The sequence below is a fragment of the Erwinia sp. V71 genome, assembly GCF_965644245.1.
Lineage (GTDB): Bacteria > Pseudomonadota > Gammaproteobacteria > Enterobacterales > Enterobacteriaceae > Erwinia.
Genome location: NZ_CBFFRK010000027.1, coordinates 1 through 23,264 on the forward strand (window position 1 = coordinate 1; position 23,264 = coordinate 23,264).

At 56.3% G+C, this 23,264-nt stretch carries 19 protein-coding genes, 4 tRNA genes and 1 other RNA gene; 5 read left to right on the top strand and 19 right to left on the bottom strand.

Features of this window, described 5'->3' with window-relative positions:
• Nucleotides 1–140: 140 nt before the first annotated feature.
• A complete protein-coding gene (gene rarD / locus ACSZO1_RS08535; protein WP_437611489.1) occupies nucleotides 141–1,040 on the top strand; it encodes an EamA family transporter RarD in 900 nt (299 codons plus the stop codon).
• Here the strand turns inward: rarD and ACSZO1_RS08540 are convergent.
• The 9 genes from ACSZO1_RS08540 to ACSZO1_RS08580 form a co-directional block, all read right to left on the bottom strand.
• Nucleotides 1,020–2,066 carry an AbrB family transcriptional regulator gene (locus ACSZO1_RS08540; RefSeq protein WP_437611491.1) on the bottom strand — a complete coding sequence of 349 codons (1,047 nt, stop codon included), beginning with the start codon at nucleotides 2,064–2,066 and terminating at the stop codon, nucleotides 1,020–1,022. The two genes, rarD and ACSZO1_RS08540, sit on opposite strands and share 21 nt — an antisense overlap.
• 435 nt (nucleotides 2,067–2,501) lie before the next feature.
• Nucleotides 2,502–3,455 (bottom strand): magnesium/cobalt transporter CorA, encoded by a 954-nt coding sequence (gene corA, locus ACSZO1_RS08545; RefSeq protein ID WP_437611493.1) that lies wholly within the window; start codon nucleotides 3,453–3,455, stop codon nucleotides 2,502–2,504.
• A gap of 294 nt (nucleotides 3,456–3,749) precedes the next feature.
• Nucleotides 3,750–5,912 carry a DNA helicase II gene (gene uvrD / locus ACSZO1_RS08550; protein WP_437611495.1) on the bottom strand — a complete coding sequence of 721 codons (2,163 nt, stop codon included), beginning with the start codon at nucleotides 5,910–5,912 and terminating at the stop codon, nucleotides 3,750–3,752.
• Nucleotides 5,913–5,969: 57 nt separating this feature from the next.
• The gene (yigB, locus tag ACSZO1_RS08555; RefSeq protein ID WP_437611497.1) at nucleotides 5,970–6,686 is read right to left on the bottom strand and encodes a 5-amino-6-(5-phospho-D-ribitylamino)uracil phosphatase YigB; all 717 of its coding nucleotides are present in this window, start codon (nucleotides 6,684–6,686) and stop codon (nucleotides 5,970–5,972) included.
• Nucleotides 6,686–7,594 (bottom strand): tyrosine recombinase XerC, encoded by a 909-nt coding sequence (gene xerC, locus ACSZO1_RS08560; protein ID WP_437611498.1) that lies wholly within the window; start codon nucleotides 7,592–7,594, stop codon nucleotides 6,686–6,688. The genes yigB and xerC overlap by 1 nt, the downstream gene beginning before the upstream one ends.
• Complete coding sequence (locus ACSZO1_RS08565; RefSeq protein WP_437611500.1) at nucleotides 7,591–8,295, bottom strand: DUF484 domain-containing protein; 705 nt, start codon at nucleotides 8,293–8,295, stop codon at nucleotides 7,591–7,593. The genes xerC and ACSZO1_RS08565 overlap by 4 nt, the downstream gene beginning before the upstream one ends.
• On the bottom strand, nucleotides 8,292–9,116 hold the full coding sequence (gene dapF, locus ACSZO1_RS08570) for a diaminopimelate epimerase (protein WP_437611502.1): 825 nt from the start codon (nucleotides 9,114–9,116) through the stop codon (nucleotides 8,292–8,294). The genes ACSZO1_RS08565 and dapF overlap by 4 nt, the downstream gene beginning before the upstream one ends.
• A 35-nt stretch (nucleotides 9,117–9,151) precedes the next feature.
• Nucleotides 9,152–9,319: an LPS translocon maturation chaperone LptM gene (lptM, locus tag ACSZO1_RS08575; protein WP_437611504.1), complete on the bottom strand. Its 168-nt coding sequence runs from the start codon at nucleotides 9,317–9,319 to the stop codon at nucleotides 9,152–9,154.
• Between the two features lie 93 nt (nucleotides 9,320–9,412).
• Nucleotides 9,413–11,962: a class I adenylate cyclase gene (locus ACSZO1_RS08580; protein WP_437611506.1), complete on the bottom strand. Its 2,550-nt coding sequence runs from the start codon at nucleotides 11,960–11,962 to the stop codon at nucleotides 9,413–9,415.
• A 289-nt stretch (nucleotides 11,963–12,251) separates the two neighbouring features.
• Between ACSZO1_RS08580 and hemC the strand changes: the two genes are divergently transcribed.
• The 4 genes from hemC to hemY are packed head-to-tail and all read left to right on the top strand — an operon-like array spanning nucleotide 12,252 to nucleotide 16,283.
• Nucleotides 12,252–13,193 carry a hydroxymethylbilane synthase gene (hemC, locus tag ACSZO1_RS08585; RefSeq protein WP_437611508.1) on the top strand — a complete coding sequence of 314 codons (942 nt, stop codon included), beginning with the start codon at nucleotides 12,252–12,254 and terminating at the stop codon, nucleotides 13,191–13,193.
• Nucleotides 13,190–13,936 carry a uroporphyrinogen-III synthase gene (hemD, locus tag ACSZO1_RS08590; RefSeq protein WP_437611510.1) on the top strand — a complete coding sequence of 249 codons (747 nt, stop codon included), beginning with the start codon at nucleotides 13,190–13,192 and terminating at the stop codon, nucleotides 13,934–13,936. The genes hemC and hemD overlap by 4 nt, the downstream gene beginning before the upstream one ends.
• A 17-nt stretch (nucleotides 13,937–13,953) precedes the next feature.
• Entirely contained in the window at nucleotides 13,954–15,090 is a 1,137-nt protein-coding gene (hemX, locus tag ACSZO1_RS08595; protein ID WP_437611512.1) for a uroporphyrinogen-III C-methyltransferase, read from the top strand.
• 2 nt (nucleotides 15,091–15,092) lie between these two features.
• Nucleotides 15,093–16,283 (top strand): protoheme IX biogenesis protein HemY, encoded by a 1,191-nt coding sequence (hemY, locus tag ACSZO1_RS08600; RefSeq protein ID WP_437611514.1) that lies wholly within the window; start codon nucleotides 15,093–15,095, stop codon nucleotides 16,281–16,283.
• Nucleotides 16,284–16,936: 653 nt separating this feature from the next.
• Here hemY and ACSZO1_RS08605 read toward each other — a convergent pair.
• The 10 genes from ACSZO1_RS08605 to rffA all read right to left on the bottom strand — a co-directional run bounded on the left by ACSZO1_RS08605 (nucleotide 16,937) and on the right by rffA (nucleotide 23,258).
• A non-coding RNA gene (locus ACSZO1_RS08605) (RtT sRNA) lies at nucleotides 16,937–17,066 on the bottom strand.
• A 33-nt stretch (nucleotides 17,067–17,099) separates the two neighbouring features.
• Nucleotides 17,100–17,176 (bottom strand) — tRNA-Pro (locus ACSZO1_RS08610).
• Nucleotides 17,177–17,204: 28 nt separating this feature from the next.
• Nucleotides 17,205–17,291, bottom strand: a tRNA-Leu gene (locus tag ACSZO1_RS08615).
• A gap of 15 nt (nucleotides 17,292–17,306) precedes the next feature.
• Nucleotides 17,307–17,382 (bottom strand) — tRNA-His (locus ACSZO1_RS08620).
• A gap of 71 nt (nucleotides 17,383–17,453) precedes the next feature.
• Nucleotides 17,454–17,530, bottom strand: a tRNA-Arg gene (locus ACSZO1_RS08625).
• A gap of 170 nt (nucleotides 17,531–17,700) precedes the next feature.
• A complete protein-coding gene (gene wecG / locus ACSZO1_RS08630) occupies nucleotides 17,701–18,441 on the bottom strand; it encodes a lipopolysaccharide N-acetylmannosaminouronosyltransferase (protein WP_437611516.1) in 741 nt (246 codons plus the stop codon).
• A 21-nt stretch (nucleotides 18,442–18,462) separates the two neighbouring features.
• Entirely contained in the window at nucleotides 18,463–19,809 is a 1,347-nt protein-coding gene (wzyE, locus tag ACSZO1_RS08635) for an ECA oligosaccharide polymerase (RefSeq protein ID WP_437611519.1), read from the bottom strand.
• Nucleotides 19,806–20,879 carry a TDP-N-acetylfucosamine:lipid II N-acetylfucosaminyltransferase gene (locus ACSZO1_RS08640; RefSeq protein WP_437611521.1) on the bottom strand — a complete coding sequence of 358 codons (1,074 nt, stop codon included), beginning with the start codon at nucleotides 20,877–20,879 and terminating at the stop codon, nucleotides 19,806–19,808. Before ACSZO1_RS08640 ends, wzyE begins: the two co-directional genes overlap by 4 nt.
• Nucleotides 20,876–22,126, bottom strand: coding sequence for a lipid III flippase WzxE (wzxE, locus tag ACSZO1_RS08645; protein ID WP_437611523.1), 1,251 nt, complete (start codon nucleotides 22,124–22,126; stop codon nucleotides 20,876–20,878). Before wzxE ends, ACSZO1_RS08640 begins: the two co-directional genes overlap by 4 nt.
• Before the next feature lies 1 nt (nucleotide 22,127).
• Complete coding sequence (gene rffA, locus ACSZO1_RS08650) at nucleotides 22,128–23,258, bottom strand: dTDP-4-amino-4,6-dideoxygalactose transaminase (protein WP_437611525.1); 1,131 nt, start codon at nucleotides 23,256–23,258, stop codon at nucleotides 22,128–22,130.
• Nucleotides 23,259–23,264: the final 6 nt, after the last annotated feature.

Here is a 23,264-nt window from a genome sequence, read left to right on the forward strand (position 1 = left end):
AAACGGGTTCTTATGCCTTAGTTGTAAGTGTCTACCATGTCCCCGAACAAGTGTTCACTGTGTCCCCGGACCGTACAGAAACGGGGGGAGGGACTGTTCAGTAATCATATGAAACATAGCCACTACTTTGCCGAGCTCTTATGAATAACCCGTCAACGCGTCACGGCGTGCTTTGCGCACTGGGCGCTTACTTTATCTGGGGTATCGCCCCGGCTTACTTCAAACTGATCCAGCAGGTTGCGCCAATTGAGATCATGACACATCGCGTGATCTGGTCAGTGCTGTTTATGATCCTGTTGATCACGATTAGCCGTAACTGGCGCAAGGTACGCAGCACACTGCAGCAACCGCGCAAAGTGCTGCTGCTGGCCGTCTCGGCGCTGCTGATCGGCGGCAACTGGTTGCTGTATATCTGGGCGGTGAATAATCACCATATGCTGGAGGCCAGCCTCGGCTACTTTATTAATCCACTGCTGAATGTGCTGGTCGGGATGATCTTTCTCGGCGAACGTTTTCGCCGTATGCAGTGGCTGGCGGTAGCGCTGGCAGCCTGTGGGGTGATTGTTCAGCTGTGGAAGTTTGGTTCGCTGCCAGTGATCGCGCTGGGGCTGGCGCTCAGCTTCGCGTTCTATGGCCTGGTGCGCAAGAAAATCGCCGTCGAGGCGCAAACCGGTATGCTGATTGAAACCCTGTGGCTGTTCCCGCTGGCGGCCATTTATCTGTTTGGCATTGCCGACAGCAGCACCAGCCATCTGAGCAATAATCCTTTGTCGCTGAATCTGTTGCTGGTTGCCGCCGGGATCGTCACCACCATTCCACTAATGCTGTTTACCGCGGCCACCAGCCATCTGCGGCTGTCGACCCTCGGTTTCTTCCAGTACCTTGGGCCGACGCTGATGTTCCTGCTGGCAGTGAGTTTTTACGGCGAGCAGCTGACTGACGATAAAATCCTGACCTTCGCCTTTATCTGGGCGGCACTGGCGCTGTTTATCTGCGATGCGCTGTATACCCTGCGTGCATCACGTCCGCGCGTAGCGTGACAGGAAGCGCGCCAGCGCCGGGCCGGTCAGCAGGATGGTGAACAGACGCAGCGTCTGTATCGCCATCACAAAAGCAATATCCACGCGGCTGCCTGCCGCGATAATCGCTACGGTGTCCAGCCCGCCGGGGCTGGTCGCCAGATACGCGGTCAGCAAATCCACCTGCAGTAATTGTGTCAACATCCACGCCAGCCCGCCGCACAACAGCATCAGACCAAAAATCGACAACAGCATTTGCGGTAGCGTCCGCAGGGCCAGCATAAAGATCGCTTTGGTAAAGCGCAGGCCGACACTCCAGCCAATCAGGGCATAGGCCAGCGCCAGCAGCCACTCCGGCACCTGCAACGACATCACATCGCTGGCATGCAGCGCCGCGCCAAAAAACGCGGGCAGCAACAGTGCGCCCGACGGAATACGGAACACCTGCCCCAGCCACGCGCCGCCAACGGCGACAGCCAGCGTAGCGGCAAAGCGGATATCCAGCGATGGAAACCACAATACCGATGCCGCATGCTGTGCCTGATCGCCCAGCCCGATACGCGCCACCACTGCCGCCGCCGTGGCGACAAACAGCACGCGCAGATACTGCATAAATGCGACCAGCCGCGCATCTGCACCATATTCTCCCGCCATCGCCACCATCGCCGAAGCGCCGCCCGGCGACGATCCCCAGGCACCGGTTGGCCCAGGCAGATCGCTAAAACGCACCAGCAGAAAACCGGACAGGCCGCTGGCCGCCAGCGTCAGCAGCAGTACCGCTAGCACTACCGGCCAGTCACTGATCAGCGGCGTCAGGATGGAGGGCGACAGACTTTGCGCAATCATGCAGCCGAGGACCGCCTGCGCCAGAATAAACAGGCGTTTATTGATGCGAACCGTCGCACCCGCCAGCCCCATTACCACGCCAACAATCATCGGCCCCAGCAACAGCGCAGCGGGAATATGAAAATATTGCAGCGCAAAACCCAGCATCAGCGAAACGCTGAGCAAGATGGACCATTGCACCCTGAGTGACAGCTGTTCCATACAGAGCAAACTTGCCTTGAGAAAAGAAGAGCTTATAAATTACGCGGATAGTGGGAAATGTGCCAGTAACAATTACGGCTCAGGCTGTCAGTAAACCCTGGATGCGGGAATCGGGACAGAAAAGAAGCAAGCAGACAGCCCGGACTCAAATCAAGATGACGGTAGCAACACATAAGCTCAGGACACCGGGAATACCGCCAGTCACGCCTAAACCCAGTGCACGCTGGTCCTGAAACCGGGCAGCAACGCATAAACTCAAAACGCCGGGAACACGGTCAGCGAAGGAAAGCGTCGCGCGCCATGGACGGCGCGCGCCGAGCTGTCATGGATGACAGATTTTGCGTCTTTCCGCAGCTGACCGTGTTCCCGGCGCAGGCTCGGTGTCACAGCAAATCCCACTTACACTATCCGGGATTCGTCATCAATCGGTGATGTTTACAGCCATTTCTTGCGCTTAAAGTAGGCGTAAGGCGCCAGTCCGGCGAGGATCATCAGTGTAATTGCACCAGGATAACCGAAGCTCCATTTCAGCTCCGGCATAAACTCGAAGTTCATCCCGTAGCTGGACGCCACCAGCGTTGGTGGCAGGAACACCACGGACACCACCGAGAAGATTTTGATAATGCGGTTCTGTTCGATATTGATAAAGCCCATCGCCGCCTGCATCAGGAAGTTCACCTTCTGGAACAGGGATTCGTTGTGCGGCAACAGTGATTCGATATCGCGCAGGATCTCACGCGCCTGCTCCAGCTGCGTCGCCGGCAGACGCGCTTTACGCACCAGGAAATTCAGCGCGCGCTGGGTATCCATCAGACACAGACGCACTTTCCAGCCGATATCTTCCAGTTCCGCCAGTGTCGACAGCGCACTGTCGAACTCATCGCCCTGCTGCCCTTCCATAATCACCCGGCTGAGTTTTTCCAGATCGCTGTAAACGTTCTCGATCTCATCCGCCAGCTGTTCGATTTTGGTTTCGAACAGATCCAGCAGCAATTCATAGGCGTTGCCATCCATCAGCACTTGGTTACGCGCACGCATGCGGTAAAGGCGGAAAGCAGGCAGCTCACGTTCGCGCAGGGTGTAGAGCCGTCCTTCACGAATGGTAAACGCCACCGTGGAGTTGCCGGCATGATCTTCCGCATCTTCATAAAAGAAGAAGGAGTGAATATGCAGACCATCTTCATCTTCGAAGAAACGCGCCGAGGCTTCGATATCTTCCAGTTCCGGGCGTGTCGCCAGGCTCTGGCCTAATTCAGCCTGAACCCGCTCTCGCTCACCCTCTTCCGGCTCAACGAGATCCACCCACACTGAGGAGGTCAGTGTTTCGCTGGTCTCATCCAGCTCCAGACGAGCTAAACGGTTATGGTCCAGTTTAAAGGCGCTCAGCATAGCAGTACTCCCAATTGCAGTAACAAATGGGACATTGCGCCAGAACACAGGAAACGAAGACGTTTCAGTCAGTGATCATGCTGACTCATGCGACGGGAAAAACAGAGGTCGCTGACAACCACAAAGGCTACCAGCAATAAAGAGGATAGCCTTAGGCGTTGTACCTGCGGAACAGGTTATTGAGCCAGTATCGACTGGGTGTGTCCAAGGCGAATGTCCTCTTAGGGTAATCGTGGGCGCATGTTACGCTGAGACGAAAAAGGCGTCAAGCCGCCCACTCTGGCTGTCTGGCGGTCAGACCGTCTCCAGGCGGGCATACGCCGCCACCAGCCATTTGATTCCCTGTCCCTGGAAAGCAACCTGCAGGCGACTGTGTTCACCACTGCCTTCCATATTGACGATAGTGCCTTCGCCAAATTTACTGTGGCGCACCCGCTGACCGAGCGCGAAGCCACTGTCATTTTGCGTCACTGGCGTGCCAAGACGCTGATGATTAACCGGGCGGCTGACGCTGGCACGCAGGCGCACTTCGTCAACACACTCCACCGGCAGTTCGCCGATAAAACGCGATGGACGGTGATACACTTCCTTACCATAAAGTCGGCGGGTTTCGGCATAGGTGAGCGTCAGCTTCTGCATGGCGCGCGTCACGCCGACATACGCCAGGCGACGCTCCTCTTCCAGCCTGCCACCTTCATCCAGCGACATCTGGCTCGGGAACATCCCCTCTTCCATACCGACGATAAACACCTGGCTGAACTCCAGACCTTTCGCGGCGTGCATGGTCATCAGCTGCACCGCGTCCTGCCATTTATCCGCCTGCCCTTCGCCCGCTTCGAGCGCCGCATGGGAGAGAAACGCCTGCAGTGGCATCAGATCTTCGTCTTCATCCTGGTAGCTGTACTGCCGCGTGGCGTTGACCAGCTCCTCTAAGTTTTCGATACGCGCCTGACCTTTTTCGCCTTTTTCCTGCTCATACATCAGCCACAGCCCGGAATCTTTGATCACCCGGTCGGTCTGCACATGCAGCGGCAGTTCAGCGGTTTCCTGCGCCAGCGCATCCACCAGTTCACAGAAACGCTGCAACGCGGATGCGGCACGCCCCGCCAGCACTTTTTCCTGCAGCAACACCCGTGTTGACTGCCATAGTGTCATCTGACGATCGCGTGCCGTCTGGCGCACCACATCCAGTGTGCGATCGCCAATGCCGCGCGTCGGCGTGTTGATCACCCGCTCAAAAGCAGCATCATCATTACGGTTGGAAATCAGACGCAGATACGCCAGCGCATCTTTAATTTCCTGGCGCTCGAAGAAGCGCATACCGCCATAGATACGGTACGGCATACTGGTTTGCAGTAGCGCTTCTTCCAGTACGCGCGACTGGGCGTTGCTGCGATACAGGATGGCGCAGTCATTCAGCGCACCGCCGTTTTCCTGCCACACCTTGATACGGTTGACGACAAAACGCGCCTCATCCAGCTCGTTAAAAGCACAGTACAGAGAAATCGGCTCACCATCGCTGCCGTCAGTCCACAGCTCTTTGCCGAGGCGACCATTGTTATTGGCGATCAGGGCATTTGCCGCTTTCAGAATATTATTGGTGGAACGGTAGTTCTGTTCGAGTCGGATAGTTTCCGCACCCGGGAAATCATTGAGGAAATGCTGAATATTCTCGACCTGTGCGCCACGCCAGCCGTAGATCGACTGGTCATCATCGCCCACGATGATCACCTTGCCGCTGTCACCCGCCAGCATACGAATCCACGCGTACTGGATATTGTTGGTGTCCTGGAACTCGTCCACCAGGATATTGGTGAAGCGTTCGCGGTAGTGATTGAGAATATGCGGTTTGTTCAGCCACAGCTCGTGGGCGCGCAGCAGCAGCTCGGCAAAATCGACCAGCCCGGCGCGGTCGCAGGCTTCCTGATACGCCTGATAGATGCGCAGCCAGGTTTGTTCAACCGGATTGCCATAGCTTTCAACATGCTTCGGCCGCAGGCCTTCATCTTTTTTGCCGTTGATGTACCACATCGCCTGACGCGCAGGCCACTGCTTCTCATCGAGGTTCATCGCCTTCATCAGACGTTTCAGCAGACGCAGCTGGTCTTCGCTGTCGAGGATCTGGAAATCCTGCAGCAGATTCGCATCAAGATGGTGGGCGCGCAGCAGACGGTGCGCCAGACCGTGGAAAGTGCCGATCCACATCCCGCCCTGGCTGGTGCCGATCAGCTGTTCGATACGGTGACGCATCTCCGCCGCCGCTTTGTTGGTAAAGGTCACTGCCATCACCGAGAACGGCGAACAGTTTTCCACTGTCAGCAGCCAGGCGATGCGATGCACCAGTACGCGCGTCTTGCCGCTGCCTGCGCCCGCCAGCACCAGCAGGTTGCTGCGTGGCGCCGCCACGGCTTCGCGCTGTTTGTCATTTAAACTGTTTAGCAGGTCAGAAACGTCCATAAGCACCATTCAGGCAGGGAAAACGCCACCGCGTTTTACTGGATAAATTAACAGTTATTATACCAGCGCTGTCAGCGAAGCCAACTGCGAAATTTCCACATGCGGCAACAGGCGCGCATCGGCGATCTGCATCAGGTTGCCGTTGCGCAGGTTAATCCAGCAGGATTGCATGCCGCAGCGCACAGCACCCGCCACATCGGTGGTGAGATCGTCACCCACATGCAGGATATTTTCCAGCGGGATGCCAAGTTTCTCTGACGCCAGATGATACATATCGTGGAACGGCTTAGCGCGACCGTGCGGACCCGCACGCAGAACAAACTGGAAGTAACCGTCGAGGCCAAACAGATGCGGCTCGGCATTACCATTGGTAATCGCCACCAGCGGCACGCGCTGTGCCAGCGCCGCCAGCGTCTGGTGATTTTCCAGCGAAACCTCAATCTGGCTGCGCCAGTGGGCGAAATTGTTCATCACCGCGCGTGAACCTGCGTCGGCTTCCGCCGTACTCAGACCCACATTCAGCATCGCCACTTCCACCGCCCGTCGCCGCCACTCAGAGACATCGTGATAAATCTCCGGCTCCTGTTGAAGCAGCTGGTCACGCAGTGCCTGATAAGCCTCATGGCTGAAATCGTTCAGTGCCGGATGATAGGCCTGCAGAAATGCATGTGACTCCTGCTGGGTACGACGAATCACGTCACGGTTGTCATACAGGGTATCGTCGAGATCGAAGGTAATGGCCTTAACCGGTCGCAGTGTGCGGTAAAAATGCATCAGGATTTTCCTCGTTTCGCACGGGGATGTGCAGCATCGTACACCGATGCCAAATGTTGAAAGTCGAGATGGGTATAGATTTGCGTGGTCGACAGGTTGGCGTGGCCGAGCAGCTCCTGCACCGCGCGCAGATCGCCACTGGATTCCAGCATATGGGTGGCGAACGAGTGGCGCAGCTTGTGCGGATGAATATGGCTGTTGACGCCCTGCTTCACGCCCCACTCAGCAAAGCGTTTCTGCACATTACGCGCCGAAATGCGTTTCCCCTGGCTGGAGACAAACAACGCATCGTCGTCGGGGGCGAAAAATTCGCGCAGCGTCAGCCACTGCTCCACCCAGCGCACGGCCGTAGCGCCAATCGGCAGACGCCGCTCTTTACTGCCTTTCCCTGTCACCCACACCTCGCCGGAAGCTAGATCGAGATGACGGCAGTCGATCCCCACCAGTTCCGCCAGACGCAGCCCGGCACCGTACATGATCTCCATCATCGCCCGATCGCGCACTGCCAGCGGATCGTTAAGATCGATCTCCAGCAGCTGGTTCATATCATCGACGTCGATATTTTTCGGCAGATGGCGTGGGGCGCGTGGGGTGGCGATACCTTTCGCCGGATTGGCTTTCAGTTGCCCCTGCCCCACCAGCCAGTCAAGGAAACTGCGCAGTGCCGACAGCCGCAGCGCCAGGCTCGCGGGTTGCAGACCGGCACGGCGGCTGCGCGCCGCCAGCGAACGAACCTGCGCGACATCGAGTGTCGCCCAGTCGGTCACCTTCATCTCATCCGCCAGAGCGATCAGCACACTCAGCTGATGCGCATAATTTTTTTGCGTCAGCGGGCTTAACTGCCGCTCGACTTTCAGATAACGCAGGAAGCCGTCAACGGCAGGCTGAAGCGGCGAAACGCTGCTCATGCCCGTTCAACCCAGCGCGACAGCAGCTCCGGCAGCATCAGCGCCAGATGCTGCAACAGCAGCGTGCCCATGCCGGACTGGTAATGCTGTTTATCACGGCTGCTGAAGATCAGCACGCCGAGATCGCCATGTTCACCCATCAGCGACATCGCCACCGACCCCACCGCTTTCGCCTGCGGTAACAGCAACAGTAACTCCGGCCCGTTCAGGCTGCCAAGATAGTGTTGCTGTTTCCCCAGCCGCTGGATGCGTACCGGTTCGAACGCCTGCGGCGCAAGCGCCAGCTGGGTGAAATTTGATGGTGCGCCAATATGCCATTTATCACTGAACAGGCGCACATTCGCGCCTGCCAGTCCCAGATCGCGCGCCCAGCGGTGCAAACGGTTAAGCATTTCCTGCAGTGTCGGGGCTGTCGCCAGCGTGCCCTGCAGCGCCAGCAGACGATCAAACAGCTGGTGATTGGCGGTCGCCTGCTCCATCAGCAGCGTAATCTCCTCTTCCAGCTGGGCAATGTGGTTACGCTGGCGCGCCAGATGCCACTCCACCAGCGACACGCTGCCGCGCACCGGATGTGGGATCACCATTTGCTCAACCTGGCGTGCATTACGGATAAAGAAATCCGGGTTCTGCCGCAGATAATCACTCACCGCCTGGTCATCGAGCAGCACCGGGCTGTCCGTCTGTTCCCCGACCTGTTTCATAGATGAATAAATCCGTCGTAAACATGAGTCGCAGGCCCGGTCATAAACAGTGGATGTCCCGGCCCTTTCCAGGCGATATGCAGGCTGCCGCCTGGCAAATCAACCCGCACTTTCTCCGCCAGCAAGCCCTGCTGAATACCAACCGCCACTGCCGCACACGCGCCGCTGCCGCAGGCCTGGGTTTCGCCGGCACCGCGCTCGTAGACACGCAGACGGATATGCTCACGGTTGACCACTTCCATAAAGCCCACGTTGACGCGTTCCGGGAAGCGATCATGGCTCTCCAGTACCGGGCCAAGGGTTTCCACCGCGGCGGTTTTCACGCTCTCCACCTGAATCACACAGTGCGGGTTACCCATCGACACCACACCGCACATCACCGTCTGCTCGGCCGCGCGCAGCAGGTAGATATTTTCCGCTTTATTGGCGCGGAACGGCACCTGCTGCGGTTCGAAATTAGGCTCGCCCATATTCACCCGCACCAGCTCTTCGCTGTTGACGCTCAGTACCATGCGTCCGGTCTGGGTGCTGACGTGAATATCGCTTTTATTGGTCAGCCCTTTCAGGCGCACAAAACGGGCAAAACAGCGCGCGCCGTTACCACACTGCGCCACTTCGCTGCCATCGGCGTTGAAAATACGGTAATGGAAATCAAGATCGGGATCGTACGGTGGTTCGACGATCAGCAACTGATCGAAACCGATCCCCAGATGACGATCCGCCAGCCGGCGAATCAGCTCCGGAGAAAAATAGACATTCTGCGTCACGGCATCAACAACCATAAAGTCGTTGCCCAGGCCGTGCATTTTAGAGAACTGCATTCTTTGCTCCGCTGGTTGCGCCATAAGTTACTCTGTCAGTCAGCTATACCCGTCTGGGCAGGAGTGGAGTTCTCTGTCGTTTGTTTCTGTTGCTGCTGCTGCGGTTGATCATTTGGCGGGAAGTACAGCGGGCCTTTTAAACCGCAACCAGCCAGGCTGGTTAATACCAGCGCGAGTGCCAGCTGGCCGATGATTTTGTTCATTCTCGTTCTGCTCAATGATGAAGTCTTATGGTTACTTATCATCGCAGCTGAACACTGAAAAGCAATAAGAATTGACGATTGATGAGAGGTGAATTAGTTCATCTGGATACGTTGCGGATAATCGCTCGCGTCGTTATCGGAAACCGTCGCACACAGTTGCGTCAGTGTCTGGCTACGAAATGGAATGACCTGCAGGCGCTCATCGACCTGCACAATCTGGTAAAACTGCGGCAGATTGAAGTTGATAAAGCTGGAGCCGTAGGTAAAACGATCGTGTGAGGATGAGTAGAAGCGGCTGACATCACGCACCAGCTCCTCTTTACTGCCTTCACAATGGTGGTACGTCTCGATGCGGTTGCTTTCATCGAGGATATAGATGTTGAAGCCGTGGTCGTCGCTGGTGTCTTCAAAGAAGAACTGAATAATGCCTTCGCTGGCATAACCATTGACCACATTCGGCAACCGCGTTTCCGTTTCCACTTTAATCGACAGGCCATGCAGCTTGTTATTGGAAATCGCGCCGTAGAATTCCACCGCGTTTTCCAGTTTCTGTACCGACACGCCCAGACGTTCGAAGAACAAGCCCCAGGTCTGACCGGCCACACGCAACGCCTTGAAGCGGCCTGGCTCCTGACGGGTACTGGAGAGACGCAGTTCCACGCATTCCGACACCAGCTGTTGCACGCGGGTACGGATTAAACCGCGCAGATGCTGGCTGTAACAGAACACCTCGACCGCATCTGGCGGCGCGGCATCCTGATGCATTTTGCCGAGAATGGTTTTCAGCGCTTCCAGCATCGCCGACTCACCGTTGAAATGCAGCGTACGCACTTCATTCCACGAGTTGCGATACAACAGGTCGATACTGCCGACTAAGCACTGCTGCTGCTGACCAAAACTGAACACGTCCAGCTTACGGAAATCAAAGTGCACCACCTGATTGCGGAACACCGCCGTCGGGTCATACTCCAGATTAACGATAATCGCCAGATGACGGATTTCACACGGACTGTACAACGCTTTGGGCGTCGGCGCAGGCAGGCGCAGCGGGAAATGATGCGACACATCCGCCACCAGCTCCTGCAGACGCGCCAGATCGCAGATTTCATTGCCTTTAATATGCAGACGGGTTTTCTCCGTCAGCAGGCCATTAAACCACGCCCACGCCACCAGCTTGTTCAGATAGCGGTTATATTCCAGCGGCTGATGGCTGATGATGGAACCCATATCCGGCGACTGGTTATACAGATACCAGCCGGAACGGTTAGCACGGCCATTCGGCACATGAATAAAGGTCAGATGCGACTCGGAGAGATCCGGCGAAATCTGCGGGTTCACCAGTGTGACTTTACCCGGCAGCGCTTCAAATGCGGCATACAGCTTACGGGTCAGCACGCCAATATCCTGCGGGCTGGCGCTGACGCTTAAGTTGTTACGGCGGGCGAAACGGATCAGGTTGCGATAGCTCTGCATCATCGCATCCAGCAATTCATTATGCGCTTCACGCACCTGGCCGATTTTCCAGTCGGCACGGCTGTCGAGCATCGCCAGACGCGCGCTGTCCCAGCCCCACTCTTTCACCAGCTGACTGAGAATTTCACGCCGCCAGCCGCCTTTGCCACCGTCGAGCGACAGTTTCTCGCACACTTTCAGGTAGAAACAACGGCGCACCAGGTCGAGACGCGCATGGTCATCAATGCTGGTCAGGTAATGCGTGACGCGCTCCAGCATCATGCAGTAAGGGTCGAGACCAAAGGAGACGATTTCGCCATCATGCAGCCGCTGCTTGATATCCATCGCCAGCAGACGTGTTTCCGGATACTCCCAGGAGTAGGCTTCCAGCAGCAGGGTTTTCAGCACCGCTTTATAGGGCGAATCGATACTTTTATACAGCTGCCACAGGCTGGCGCCGAAATACTCTTCCGCCGACAGCGTACTGAGTCCGCCGAGATCCAGCCACTCATTGGGAGTGAGCACGCCCTGCGAATAGAGTGACATCACATAGTCGTCGTAATGTTCTTCTTCTTCGCCAGGCACCATATTCCACAGAATACGTTTGCCCGCCATGCGTACCGCAGTACGGTAGAACTCATCCAGCAGCAGAATATGTTGGGTGGAACCGCAATCTTCCCCGCCGAGGCTGCCGCTCTCGTTGTGGCGGAAACGGTTCTCATCAATCAGGAAGAAGCTGACTTCGACGCCCATTGAGGCGCACCATTTTTGCAACTGGGTACATTTTTTCTGCAGGCAAAGACGCTCTTCATTATCGAGCCACGACTGATGGCAGACCCAGATATCGAGGTCAGAGGTGGTGTTTTGCCCGACGGAAGAGGTGCTGCCCATTGAGTAGACGCCGGTAATCGGCCGTTCGCCAGGTGCAGGCATCACCACCAGTGAACCGGATTTCGCTTCTAAATCATGGATATAGTCAATCTGGTCATCATCAGGCGCAAAGAAGCTGATGCCATGGAGAACGTTACCCGCGAGGTAACCCGGCATCAGCGGATGATGATAATGTAATAAGGTCGGCAGCAGACTATAGACCTGCTGGAAAGCAGGGCCCATCGCAGCCAGCGCACGATCGACACGCAGCTGGTTGATGGCATCAAGTCTCTGTTTCAGTGTCTCAATGTAGAGGTACAAGACGTCTCGCCTGATTATCCCAGTGTTGAAAACAAACCCGGTTTCCGACATCCGCCGCTTGCTCTAAATATATTCGGGCGGATAATTGCTGGAAACGTGATCAATCTAACACCTGGCAGATTGACCGTAAAGAAAGTTGCGCTACTACACAGTTTAGCACGTTTTACGTTCAATCAATCTGTCTGATGATACTCGCATCCCTGACATACCGTTACAAAAGCCGTTGCAACTGTCAGCATTCCCGTATCAATGATAGGATAATCAGTGAACGATCAAAACGGTAACAAGCATGTTAGACAAAATTTTAAGAATTGCTACCAGGCAAAGTCCGCTGGCTTTATGGCAAGCACAATATGTACAACAGCGCCTGATGGCCTGCCATCCGGGGCTGCGCGTGGAGCTGGTGCCGATGGTGACGCGCGGTGATGTGATCCTCGATACGCCGTTAGCCAAAGTCGGTGGTAAAGGCCTGTTCGTCAAAGAACTTGAACTGGCGCTGCTCGAACAACGTGCGGATATCGCCGTGCATTCAATGAAAGATGTCCCCGTCGATTTCCCGGACGGCCTGGGGCTGGTGACCATTTGCGAGCGTGATAACCCGCTTGATGCTTTTGTCTCGAATCGTTATGACACTATTGAGTCGCTGCCGCAGGGTGCGATTGTCGGCACCTCGAGCCTGCGCCGTCAGTGCCAGCTGAGCGCCCGCCGCCCGGACCTGCAAATCCGCTCACTGCGTGGTAACGTCGGGACGCGCCTGGCGAAACTGGATGCCGGCGAGTATGACGCGATTATCCTCGCGGTTGCCGGGCTGAACCGGCTCGGTCTGCAGCAGCGTATTCGACAGGCAATGCCGGCAGAAACATCACTGCCAGCCGTCGGTCAGGGTGCGGTCGGCATTGAGTGCCGCCTCGACGATCAACACACCATTGATTTGCTGGCCGCGCTGAATGATGACGATACGGCAGTACGCGTCAAAGCCGAGCGGGCGATGAATACCCGTCTTGAAGGCGGCTGCCAGGTACCGATTGGCAGCTATGCGGTGCTGGAAGGTGATACGCTGTGGCTGCGCGGCCTGGTCGGTTCGCCGGATGGCACGCAGATGATCCGTGGCGAACGTCGTGGCCCGCGCGCTGATGCGGAAAAAATGGGCATCTCACTGGCCGAAGAGCTGCTCGACAACGGCGCTCGCGACATCCTGGCGGAAGTGTATCAGGGGAAACCGCCGCTATGACGATTCTGGTCACCCGTCCCTCACCTGCTGCTGAAGAGCTGGTCAGCCGCCTGCGCGCGCTGGGTCGGGTTGCCTGGAGTCTGCCATTAATTGAATTCCCCCCCGGGCGCGATCTGGACCAGCTGCCACAGCAACTGGCTGAACTCTCCTCCGGGGATTTTGTCTTTACGCTATCGCAGCAAGCCATTCATTTCGCGCAGCCGCTAATACGCCAGCACGGTTTAACATGGCCTGCGGGAGTGAACTATTATGCTATAGGCCGCAGCACCGCACTAGCGATGCACACCGCGACGGGTTATGCGGTGGAGTATCCTCATGAACGGGAAACCAGTGAAGAGCTGATCCAGTTCCCGGCACTACAGCGGGTAGCGGGCAGACGTGTGCTGATTTTACGCGGTAACGGTGGCCGTGAACTGCTGGCCGAAACGCTGAGCGAACGCGGTGCACAGGTGGCGTTTTGCGAATGCTATCAGCGCTGCGCCAAATATTATGATGGCCTCAGTGAAGGCCGTCGCTGGCGCGATCGCGGTATTGATACGCTGGTCGTCACCAGCGGCGAAATGCTGCAACAACTTTATAGGCTGTTCCCGGATATTGATCGTCAGGAATGGTTACTGGGCTGTCGACTGGTGGTCGTCAGCGAACGTTTGGCTACCCTGGCCAGGGATTCTGGCTGGCAGGATATTATCGTAGCCGATGGGGCTGATAACGACGCGCTGTTGCGCGCGTTACAACAAACTTAAAAATGGGATGTGCCACAATGACGGAACAAAAAGATTCCTCCGCCATGGTTGAAGAGACCACCCCAGCGGCAGAAAACGCCGCACCAGCGGAAAAGAAACCGCCACGCCAGGCAAAAAACAAGGGCGTCGCGCTCGGCGCGCTGGCGATTGTTATTGCGCTGGCCGTGGGTGCCGGACTCCACCTCCATGCACAGCATCAGGCTCAGCAGCAAAATGCCGCCACTCAGGCGCTGGCCGATCAGCTGGCCGCTCTGCAGCAGCAGGATAAACAAGACAAACAACAGCTCAGCGAACAGCTGGCGGCGCAAACCAGTGCGCTGCAGGCGACCCGCGCGCAGCTCACCACCACCAGCCAGCAGCTGGAAGAGTTAAAAGAGAAGGTCGCGACTATCTCTGGCAATGATTCGCGCACCTGGCTGCTGGCGCAGGCGGACTATCTGGTGAAACTGGCGGGCCGCAAGTTATGGAGCGATCAGGATGCCACTACCGCCGTCGCCCTGCTGAAAAGTGCGGATAACAGCCTGGCAGAGATGAACGATCCGAGCCTGATCGAAGTTCGCCGCGCGCTGACGCAGGATATCAGCAATCTGGCAGCCGTCAGCCAGGTGGATTACGACGGCATTATCCTCAAGCTGAACCAGCTGGCGAATGGCGTGGATAATCTGCGTCTCGCCGATAATGACAGTGATACGTCACCGATGGATGAAGACAGCGGCGAGCTCTCTTCCTCACTGCACGAATGGCGGCAGAATCTGGTAAAAAGCTGGCATCAGTTTATGGATGACTTTATCACCGTGCGCCGCCGCGATGCCACGGCAGAACCGCTGCTGGCGCCGAATCAGGAAGTTTACCTGCGCGAAAACATTCGCTCGCGCCTGCTGATCGCTTCGCAGGCGGTGCCGCGTCATCAGGATGAAACTTACAAAGCCTCGATTGATACCGTCTCTACCTGGGTGCGCGCCTGGTATGACACCAATGACGCCACCACCAAAGGTTTCCTTGCCCAGCTGGATGAGTTGAGCCAGCAGAGTGTGTCGATGGATGTGCCGGAAGCCCTGGAGAGCCAGCCGTTGCTGGATAAACTGATGCAAACGCGGGTGCGCAACCTGCTGGCACAGCCGTCATCAGGCACGCCGCAACCACAGGGAGAATAAGCATGTTAAAAGTGTTTTTGCTTTTTCTTCTGCTGATTGCTGGCGTGGTGATTGGCCCGATGATCGCCGGTCACCAGGGTTATGTACTGATTCAGACCGACAACTGGAATATTGAAACCAGCGTCACCGGTCTGGTGATTATCCTGATTCTGGCGCTGCTGGTCATTCTGGCGGTCGAATGGCTGCTGCGGCGTATTTTCCGTACCGGCGTCAGAACCCGTGGCTGGCTCCTCGGTCGCAAACGCAGCCGTGCGCGCAAGCAGACCCAGGCCGCGCTGATGAAGCTGGCGGAACGCGATTATCAGCAGGTGGAAAAACTGCTGTCGCGTAATGCCGATCATGCTGAACAACCGGTAGTGAACTACCTGCTGGCGGCGGAAGCGGCGCAGGAGCGCGGTGACGAAATGCGTGCCAACCAGCATCTGGCGCGTGCCGCTGAACTGGCGGAGAGCGATCAACTGCCGGTGGAGATTACCCGCGTGCGTATTCAGCTGGCGCGTAATGAGGATCATGCCGCGCGTCACGGTGTTGATCGTCTGCTGGAAGTGGCCCCGCGTCACCCGGAAGTGCTGCGTCTGGCGGAACAGGCTTATATCCGCACCGGCGCATGGGCATCGCTGTCTGATATTCTGCCTGCGATGGCGAAAGTGCAGATTGCCGATGAACAGCATCGTGCAGCATTGCAACAGCAGGCATGGCTGGGGCTGATGAGCCAGGCAATGGCGGAACAGGGCAGCGAAGGTCTGAAACGCTGGTGGCAAAACCAGAGCCGTAAGACACGCCATGAACCTGCTCTGCAGGTGGCAATGGCAGATCATCTGATTGCCTGCGACGATCACGAAACGGCGCAAAACATCGTGCTGGAAGGGCTGAAGCGCCAGTATGACGAGCGTCTGGTGCTGCTGATGCCACGGCTGAAAAGCGGTAATCCGGAACAGCTGGAAAAAGCGCTGCGCCAGCAAATTAAACAACATGGCGCAACACCGCTGCTGCACAGCACGCTGGGTCAGTTGCTGATGCAGCATGGCGAATGGCAGCAGGCCAGCGAAGCGTTTCGTGACGCATTGCAGCAGCGCCCTGATGCCTTCGACTACGCCTGGCTGGCAGATGCGCTGGATCGTCAGCATAAACCGGAAGAAGCGGCGCAGATGCGACGTGATGGTTTGCTGCTGACGCTGAAGAACAATCCTTAAATACGCGATCATCACGTACAGAAGCCGGGTTCGCCCGGCTTTTTTACGCCTGTTGATCGCAGGCAAAAAAAACACCTGCCAGACTGGCAGGTGTAAATATCAGGTCGGTAAGACAACCGATTGATGCCAGACTCAACGTAGTGTCCTGAGATCCAATAAGGTTAACAACGATATTGGCTGGCTGGACAACTGGCATCCTAAAGTGGCTCTGCATCATTCCCAGGTTTATGAAGCATACGCAAACATAAGGGGCGGAATGAGCATCTACAGACATAGTATTGCACATTCCGTGCCAGCATGGCACTTCTCCGAATCGGAATTTTAAAAATCATTAATTTTCAGTGAATTAAAATCTTCCCGCCCATAAAAGTGGCACACCAACGTTGTCGCCAGAAAGCTACACCGCATCAGTATGGCGTCGCTGATTGGCGACAGTGAGTGTCAGGTTGTGAAAATAACATTAATAACAAACAGTTATACGTCACAATATGGAGACACATGCCATTTTGATGCAGAAAAAGCAGGCGATTCAGTGGAGGAAGGGAACCTGGCCACAGCGCTCAGCTGATTAACTGAGCCGCATTAAGGCTTATAAGCAGGGTTTCAGGCTAAAAACGAAAAAAGCCTGCTTTTTCAGGCAGGCTTTCGAAACAGGGTCGGCGAGAGAGGATGACGTTTCTCTGCGAGAAACGCCCTGCGGGCCGTTGCTTACGCAACGTTGTCTCGCTGCGCTCGGCTAAAACCTCCTTCGGAGGCTCTCATCCTTTTTGACTACAAACGAAAAAAGCCTGCTTTTTCAAGCAGGCTTTCGAAATATGGTCGGCGAGAGAGGATTCGAACCTCCGACCCACTGGTCCCAAACCAGTTGCGCTACCAAGCTGCGCTACTCGCCGAAAAGGTACTTCATATTCTGTTTTGCATTGGTGCGAAGAGAGGGACTTGAACCCTCACGTCCGTAAGAACACTAACACCTGAAGCTAGCGCGTCTACCAATTCCGCCACCTTCGCGTACCGTGCAAAATCTGGGGTGGCTAATGGGACTCGAACCCACGACAACTGGAATCACAATCCAGGGCTCTACCAACTGAGCTATAGCCACCACTGTGTACTACTCATAACTAAACCAAAACGCGGTAATATTACCACCGCAGCTCTTGCGCACAAACTTAATGGCGCGCCCGACAGGATTCGAACCTGAGACCTCTGCCTCCGGAGGGCAGCGCTCTATCCAGCTGAGCTACGGGCGCGTAGCGCCGTTGCGGATGTGCATACTACGGATGTGAGCCCACCCTGTCCAGTGCTTTTTTCACAAAATAACGTGTTTGATTACGCTTTGTGCATTCTGTCGAAGCAAACGCCAGTTTTTATCTCTGGCGCGCTCAGAAAAGCGCCGCCATGGCGATGATGCGGGCGAAAACTATAACTGGCCGCGCAGATGATAGTTGAGATATTTCAGCAATCTGAGCTGACGACGCAGACGGCTGGGTTGCAAAATCAGGCGATAGAGCCACTCCAGCCCCAGATTCTGCCAAATCAGTGGGGCACGCTTAATATGGCCGGTAAATACATCATAGGTGCCGCCGACACCCATATATAACGCATCCGGGTACACGGCCTTGCAGTCGCGCATCAGCACTTCCTGCTTTGGCGATCCCATCGCCACCGTGACAATCTTCGCGCCACTGGCGCGAATACGGGCAAACAACGCCTCGCGCTCGGCCGGGGAAAAATAGCCATCCTGGCTGCCAGCGATCTGCACATTCCACTGCCGACGCAGCTTCTCTTCGGTTTGCGCCAGAATCTCGGCCTTTCCGCCAATCAAAAATACCGGCGTTCCTTCACGCCCGGCACGCTCCATCAGCGCCTCCCACAGACTGGCGCCCGCCACGCGCGCCACCTGCGCCTGTGGATACTTCTTCCGTACCGAGCGCACAATACTGATGCCGTCAGCGTATTTATATTCCGCCGCATCGATCAGCTGATACATATCGGCGTTACTTTCCGCCGTCAGCACTTTTTCCGCATTGATCGCCACCAGCGTGCCGGTGCGCAACTGGCCGTCGTTATAGAGAAAGTCGAGGCAGTGTGCCATATCGCGAAAACCATACAGCGACAGGCCTCTGATTTGATACTGCGGCGCAGTGGTTATAACGTCCATTCCTGTCCTTTCAAACGATGATTACTGGGTTGCGGCCTGCTGTACCTGAGAAGCACGCTGGCGGATCAGCCCCGCGCGATCAAACAACCAATAAAGCAGTTTAGCCGCCACGACGCAGGCGCCAAAAATGACGCAGAAAAACACCACCCGCGAAGCGAAAGCATCCAGCCCTTCACGCGCCAGCACGATCATGTTAAATATCGCGCCAAAGCAAAAACTTTGCAGGATCGTGGCTTTATAGCGGTTGCTCTCTGCCCTGCCGAGTGCATACAACCAGTCAAACCATTTGATAATCAGACCGACGCCCATCGCCCCCAGCGGCAGGAACCACACGCCGCCCATCACCAGCAGCGAGCCAATCAGCGTGGGTGATATCGCCAGCCCGGAATGGTTGTCCAGCACTTCCCAGGTAAAGTAGTTCGCGCTGTTGAGCACCAGGCTCGGGCGGTCATGCCATAACCAGCTGGGAATAAACACGTAGAAGTCGCGCACAATCGGCGCCAGCCCCTGAAAATCAATCTTGTCGTAATTTTGCAGCAGCAGTGCCAGATTTTCCCACGGCGAGAAGGTATCGCGCGTCAGATACAGGAAAGTGTAAAACGCTTCCGCGCCGCTGACATCAAGGTTATAGCGGCGCAGCGCCAGCCAGAACATGCCGACAATCCCCACCACACCCGCCACCACCAGCATCCACAGTGAAATCCAGCCGCGAATAATGCCGATAAACAGGAACAGCGCGAACGCGATGATGATATTGGCGCGCGTACCGCCGACAAGTGCATACGTCAGCAAGCCAAAACCGACGGTAGCGACCAGGAAAAACAACCAGGCGCGCGGACTCTGGCGCAGGAAGTAGACCACCAGCATCGCTGGCAGGAAGAAGTAAAAGAAGCGCTTCAGCGCCACGCCAGACACTTCACTGGAGAAGATCTGGTTATACGCCTGCAAACGGAACAGCAGAAAGCCGTTGTGCATAAAGAAGATGCTGACCGTAAGCAGCGCCACCAGCGCCAGCAACACCCAGCTAAGATGCGCCTCTACCCGGTTGATGGTGAAGACTTCACGCCGTGGCCGGTCGGAAGGAGCACGTAAGCGGGTTTTATAGCTGACGTAATAGATGCCATAGAAACCGCTGGCCGCCAGCATCGCCTGTAACAGATAGGCCGCGGGTACCACGTTGACATCAAACTGAAACACCAGAATGCTGGTCAGCGGGAAGCCGAAAAAGAACGTCAGTAAAAACAACAGTGAGAAGAAGACGTTAAAGTTAAAACGCACACGGCGGAATTCACGCCAGGTCAGCGTCAGAATAAGACCGACTGACAGCAGGTACACCACCAGCAAGCCACTAAATTCCATCAGACTCATGCGTTCTCCCCTTCCGCCAGCGTCAGTGCCTGTCGCCAGCCAGCGATAAAGGCCGGGTCGAAGAAGGCGATACGTGATTTATCCAGCAAACGCAGCTGACGCTGCGCCTCGCTGACCAGTGGCTTATCGAGCACGTCGCCGGTAAACAACACCGGAACCTGCTGCTCCGCCATATCCTGCCAGAACGGATTTTCCCGGCTGAGGACAACAGGCACATTCGCCTGAATCAGCAGGCATAGCGTACCAATGCCCTGCTGGCGGCGGAAAATAAAGTATCCCAGGTCGCAACGGGCAATCAGTTGCAGGTAGGCGGTAAAATCGAATTTTTCTGTCAGCAGTTGCAGGTTGTCGCCGCTGAACAACACCTCCCCCGCCTGGCGCACGCGCGCGATATGCGCCTCATTATTCGCCGGATAACCGAGCGGCACCACCACTTTCACCTGATCGCCAAACTGCTGGTGAATCGCCTGCAGTGCCTCGATATGGCGATTACTGGCATCACCGGAATTGCCCACCAGGATGGTAAACGGCCGTGCGCTGTCATCCGCCTGCACGCTATGCGGTGGCATCCGCGTCGGGAAATAGAGCAATGATGCTGGCGTGTGGGGATGACGCTGCTGGTAATGGCTGATATCGCCACGCGTAGCAAACAGATGCCCCACCCGACCCTGAGCCAGACGGCGTAACAGATAGAACAGGCGGAACTTCAGGCTGGCCGACTCTTCATACAGATCCGCGCCCCAGATATGCCAGAACACCTGCGCCGGACGCAGTTTGCCAGTCAGCATCGCCAGCCATAACTGCGGGTTAAACTGGCCATGGAAGAAAAAGCGAGTCTGCCGCTGGCGCGCACGGGCAATCACCGCCTGCGCCAGCGTTTTTTTGCTGCTGAACAACTCAATATTCAGTGCGCTGAACGCCGCAAAGGCTTCGCCATCCTGCGCCACCACCATAAAGTGGCGTTGAGTCGCCACAGGCTGCTCAACACTCAGCACATCATTAAAAAAGCGCAGGACCGTCAGGTTATGATGGGGGATATCCGATCCCAGTACGTGAATCAGTGTAGTCATGTTCGTCGACGATAAATAAGAAACGCGCTACAGCAGAGCGCAAAATAAACCACATAGGTTGCCAGATAGGCTTGTGCCGCCCCGGTCGCACCATGCAGTGGAATCAGCCAGCGCGAGAAAAGCGTAAGCAACAGGAACTGGCTGACTTCAGTCAAAATATAGAAACGCAGCGACGCTTTGGCGATCACCAGATATCCGAAAATATAACAGCCAACCTTCAGCACATCCCCCGGCAACTGCCAGGCAAACAGATCGCGCATAGCGCTAAACTGACTGGAAAACAGCAGCCAGATCGCCACATCACGCAGTAACCAGACGCAGAAACTGACCGCCGCCAGCACCGGCAGGACAAATCGCAGCGTGCGGAAAATCTCGCCCGAGATCTCCGCTTTGTTCTCCAGGCGCGCCAGCGTCGGTAGCAGCCAGACGCTAAAAGTGGCGGTGATAAACTGCAGATACGCGTCAGAAATGGTGGTCACACCCTGCCATAATCCGACCTCTTCCCAGCTGTAATGCGCCGCCAGCAGGTTACGCATCATCACCCAGGCAACGGGCAACGTGACCGACGTGATCAGCGCCATCAGGGTAAATTTCGCCAGCCTGGATGCCAGTTCGCTGTGCCATTGCGGCAGCAGATAGCGCAGCGGCAAATGATCACGCTTTGCCAGCAGCAGGGCGGCGGGCAGCACGATCAGTGCCGGCACCAGCGCCAGCCCAACCAGAGCGCCGCTGTAACCGCCAATCCGGTAGCAGGCGTAATAGGCGATCACCCCAATCAGGCTGCCCGCAATCAGCGCCAGCGCATTCCCGCGCGCATCGCGAAATCCTTTCATCACCGCCAGCGACAGGTTCGCCCAGGCGATCCCCATCTGCAACAGAGCGAGCATGCGCACCACATGCTGGTAATCGGCATGACCAAACAGGGCAATACTGATCGGCTGCGCCGCCAGCAAAAATACCAGCGCCAGCAAAGATGAGAATGCGAGCACCATCGCCGATGCCGTGCCGGTGACAGCGCGAAGCTGCTGTGGCTGCTGCTGATACTCAGCAACATACTTCGTGACGCCGTTAAAAATGCCCGCTCCCGCCAGCACGCCCAGCACGGTGATCAACTGGCGAAAGTTGCCCGCCTGCCCGACACCGGAGGGGCCATACGACAGCGCCAGCAATTTTATCACCAGCAGCCCGGCGACGATTTTTACCAGTGTCGACGCCGCCGTCCACACCGAGGCTTTGGCCAGCGACATATCAGCGGAAGAAGCTTAGCAGCGAGGAAATAACCGTATTCTGGTTATTATCCGATAAGTTATAAAACAGTGGCAGGCGCAGCAGGCGCTCACTTTCGACAGTAGTAAAGCGATCATCGCTATGAAAACGGCCAAACTGCCCGCCTGCTGGCGCACTGTGCAGCGGGATATAGTGGAAGACAGCGAGAATTTCGGCTTCCTTTAGCCAGTCGATCAGTTTCTGACGATCGTCATTATCGCGCAGCTTGATATAGAACATATGCGCATTATGCTGGCAATGTACCGGGATCGACGGCAGCGTAATGCGTCCGCGTGCCGCGACGGGTTGCAGCGCAGCGTAGTAACGCTGCCACAGGCGCAGACGCTGATCGTTGATACGTTGCGCCGCTTCCAGCTGTGCCCATAAGTACGCTGCCTGCAGGTCAGCCATCAGATAGCTGGAACCAATATCATGCCAGGTGTATTTATCCACCTGACCACGGAAGAACTGGCTGCGGTTGGTTCCTTTCTCGCGAATAATCTCTGCGCGTTCCACCAGCGACGCGTCGTTAATCAGCGTCGCGCCGCCTTCACCTCCCGCGGTGTAGTTTTTGGTTTCGTGAAAGCTAAAACAGCCGATATGACCAATGGTGCCCAGCGCCTTACCTTTGTAAGTCGACATCACGCCCTGCGCCGCATCTTCAACCACATACAGATTATGCTTTTTCGCCAGCGCCATAATGGTGTCCATTTCGCAGGCCACGCCAGCATAGTGCACCGGCACAATCGCCCGCGTACGTTCGGTGATCGCCGCTTCAATCAGCGCCTCATCGATGTTCATGGTGTCCGGACGCACATCGACAAATACCACCGTCGCCCCGCGCAGTACAAAGGCATTGGCGGTAGAGACGAAGGTATAACTCGGCATAATCACTTCATCGCCAGGCCTGATATCGATCAGCAGCGCCGCCATCTCCAGTGAGGCGGTACAGGATGGTGTCAGCAGCACTTTTTTGCTGCCAAACTGCTGCTCCATCCACTGCTGGCAGCGTCGGGTAAAACCGCCATCGCCGCACAGCTTGCCGCTCGCCATCGCGGACTGCATATATTCGATTTCCGTTCCCACCACCGGTGGCGCATTAAATGGAATCATAGGATG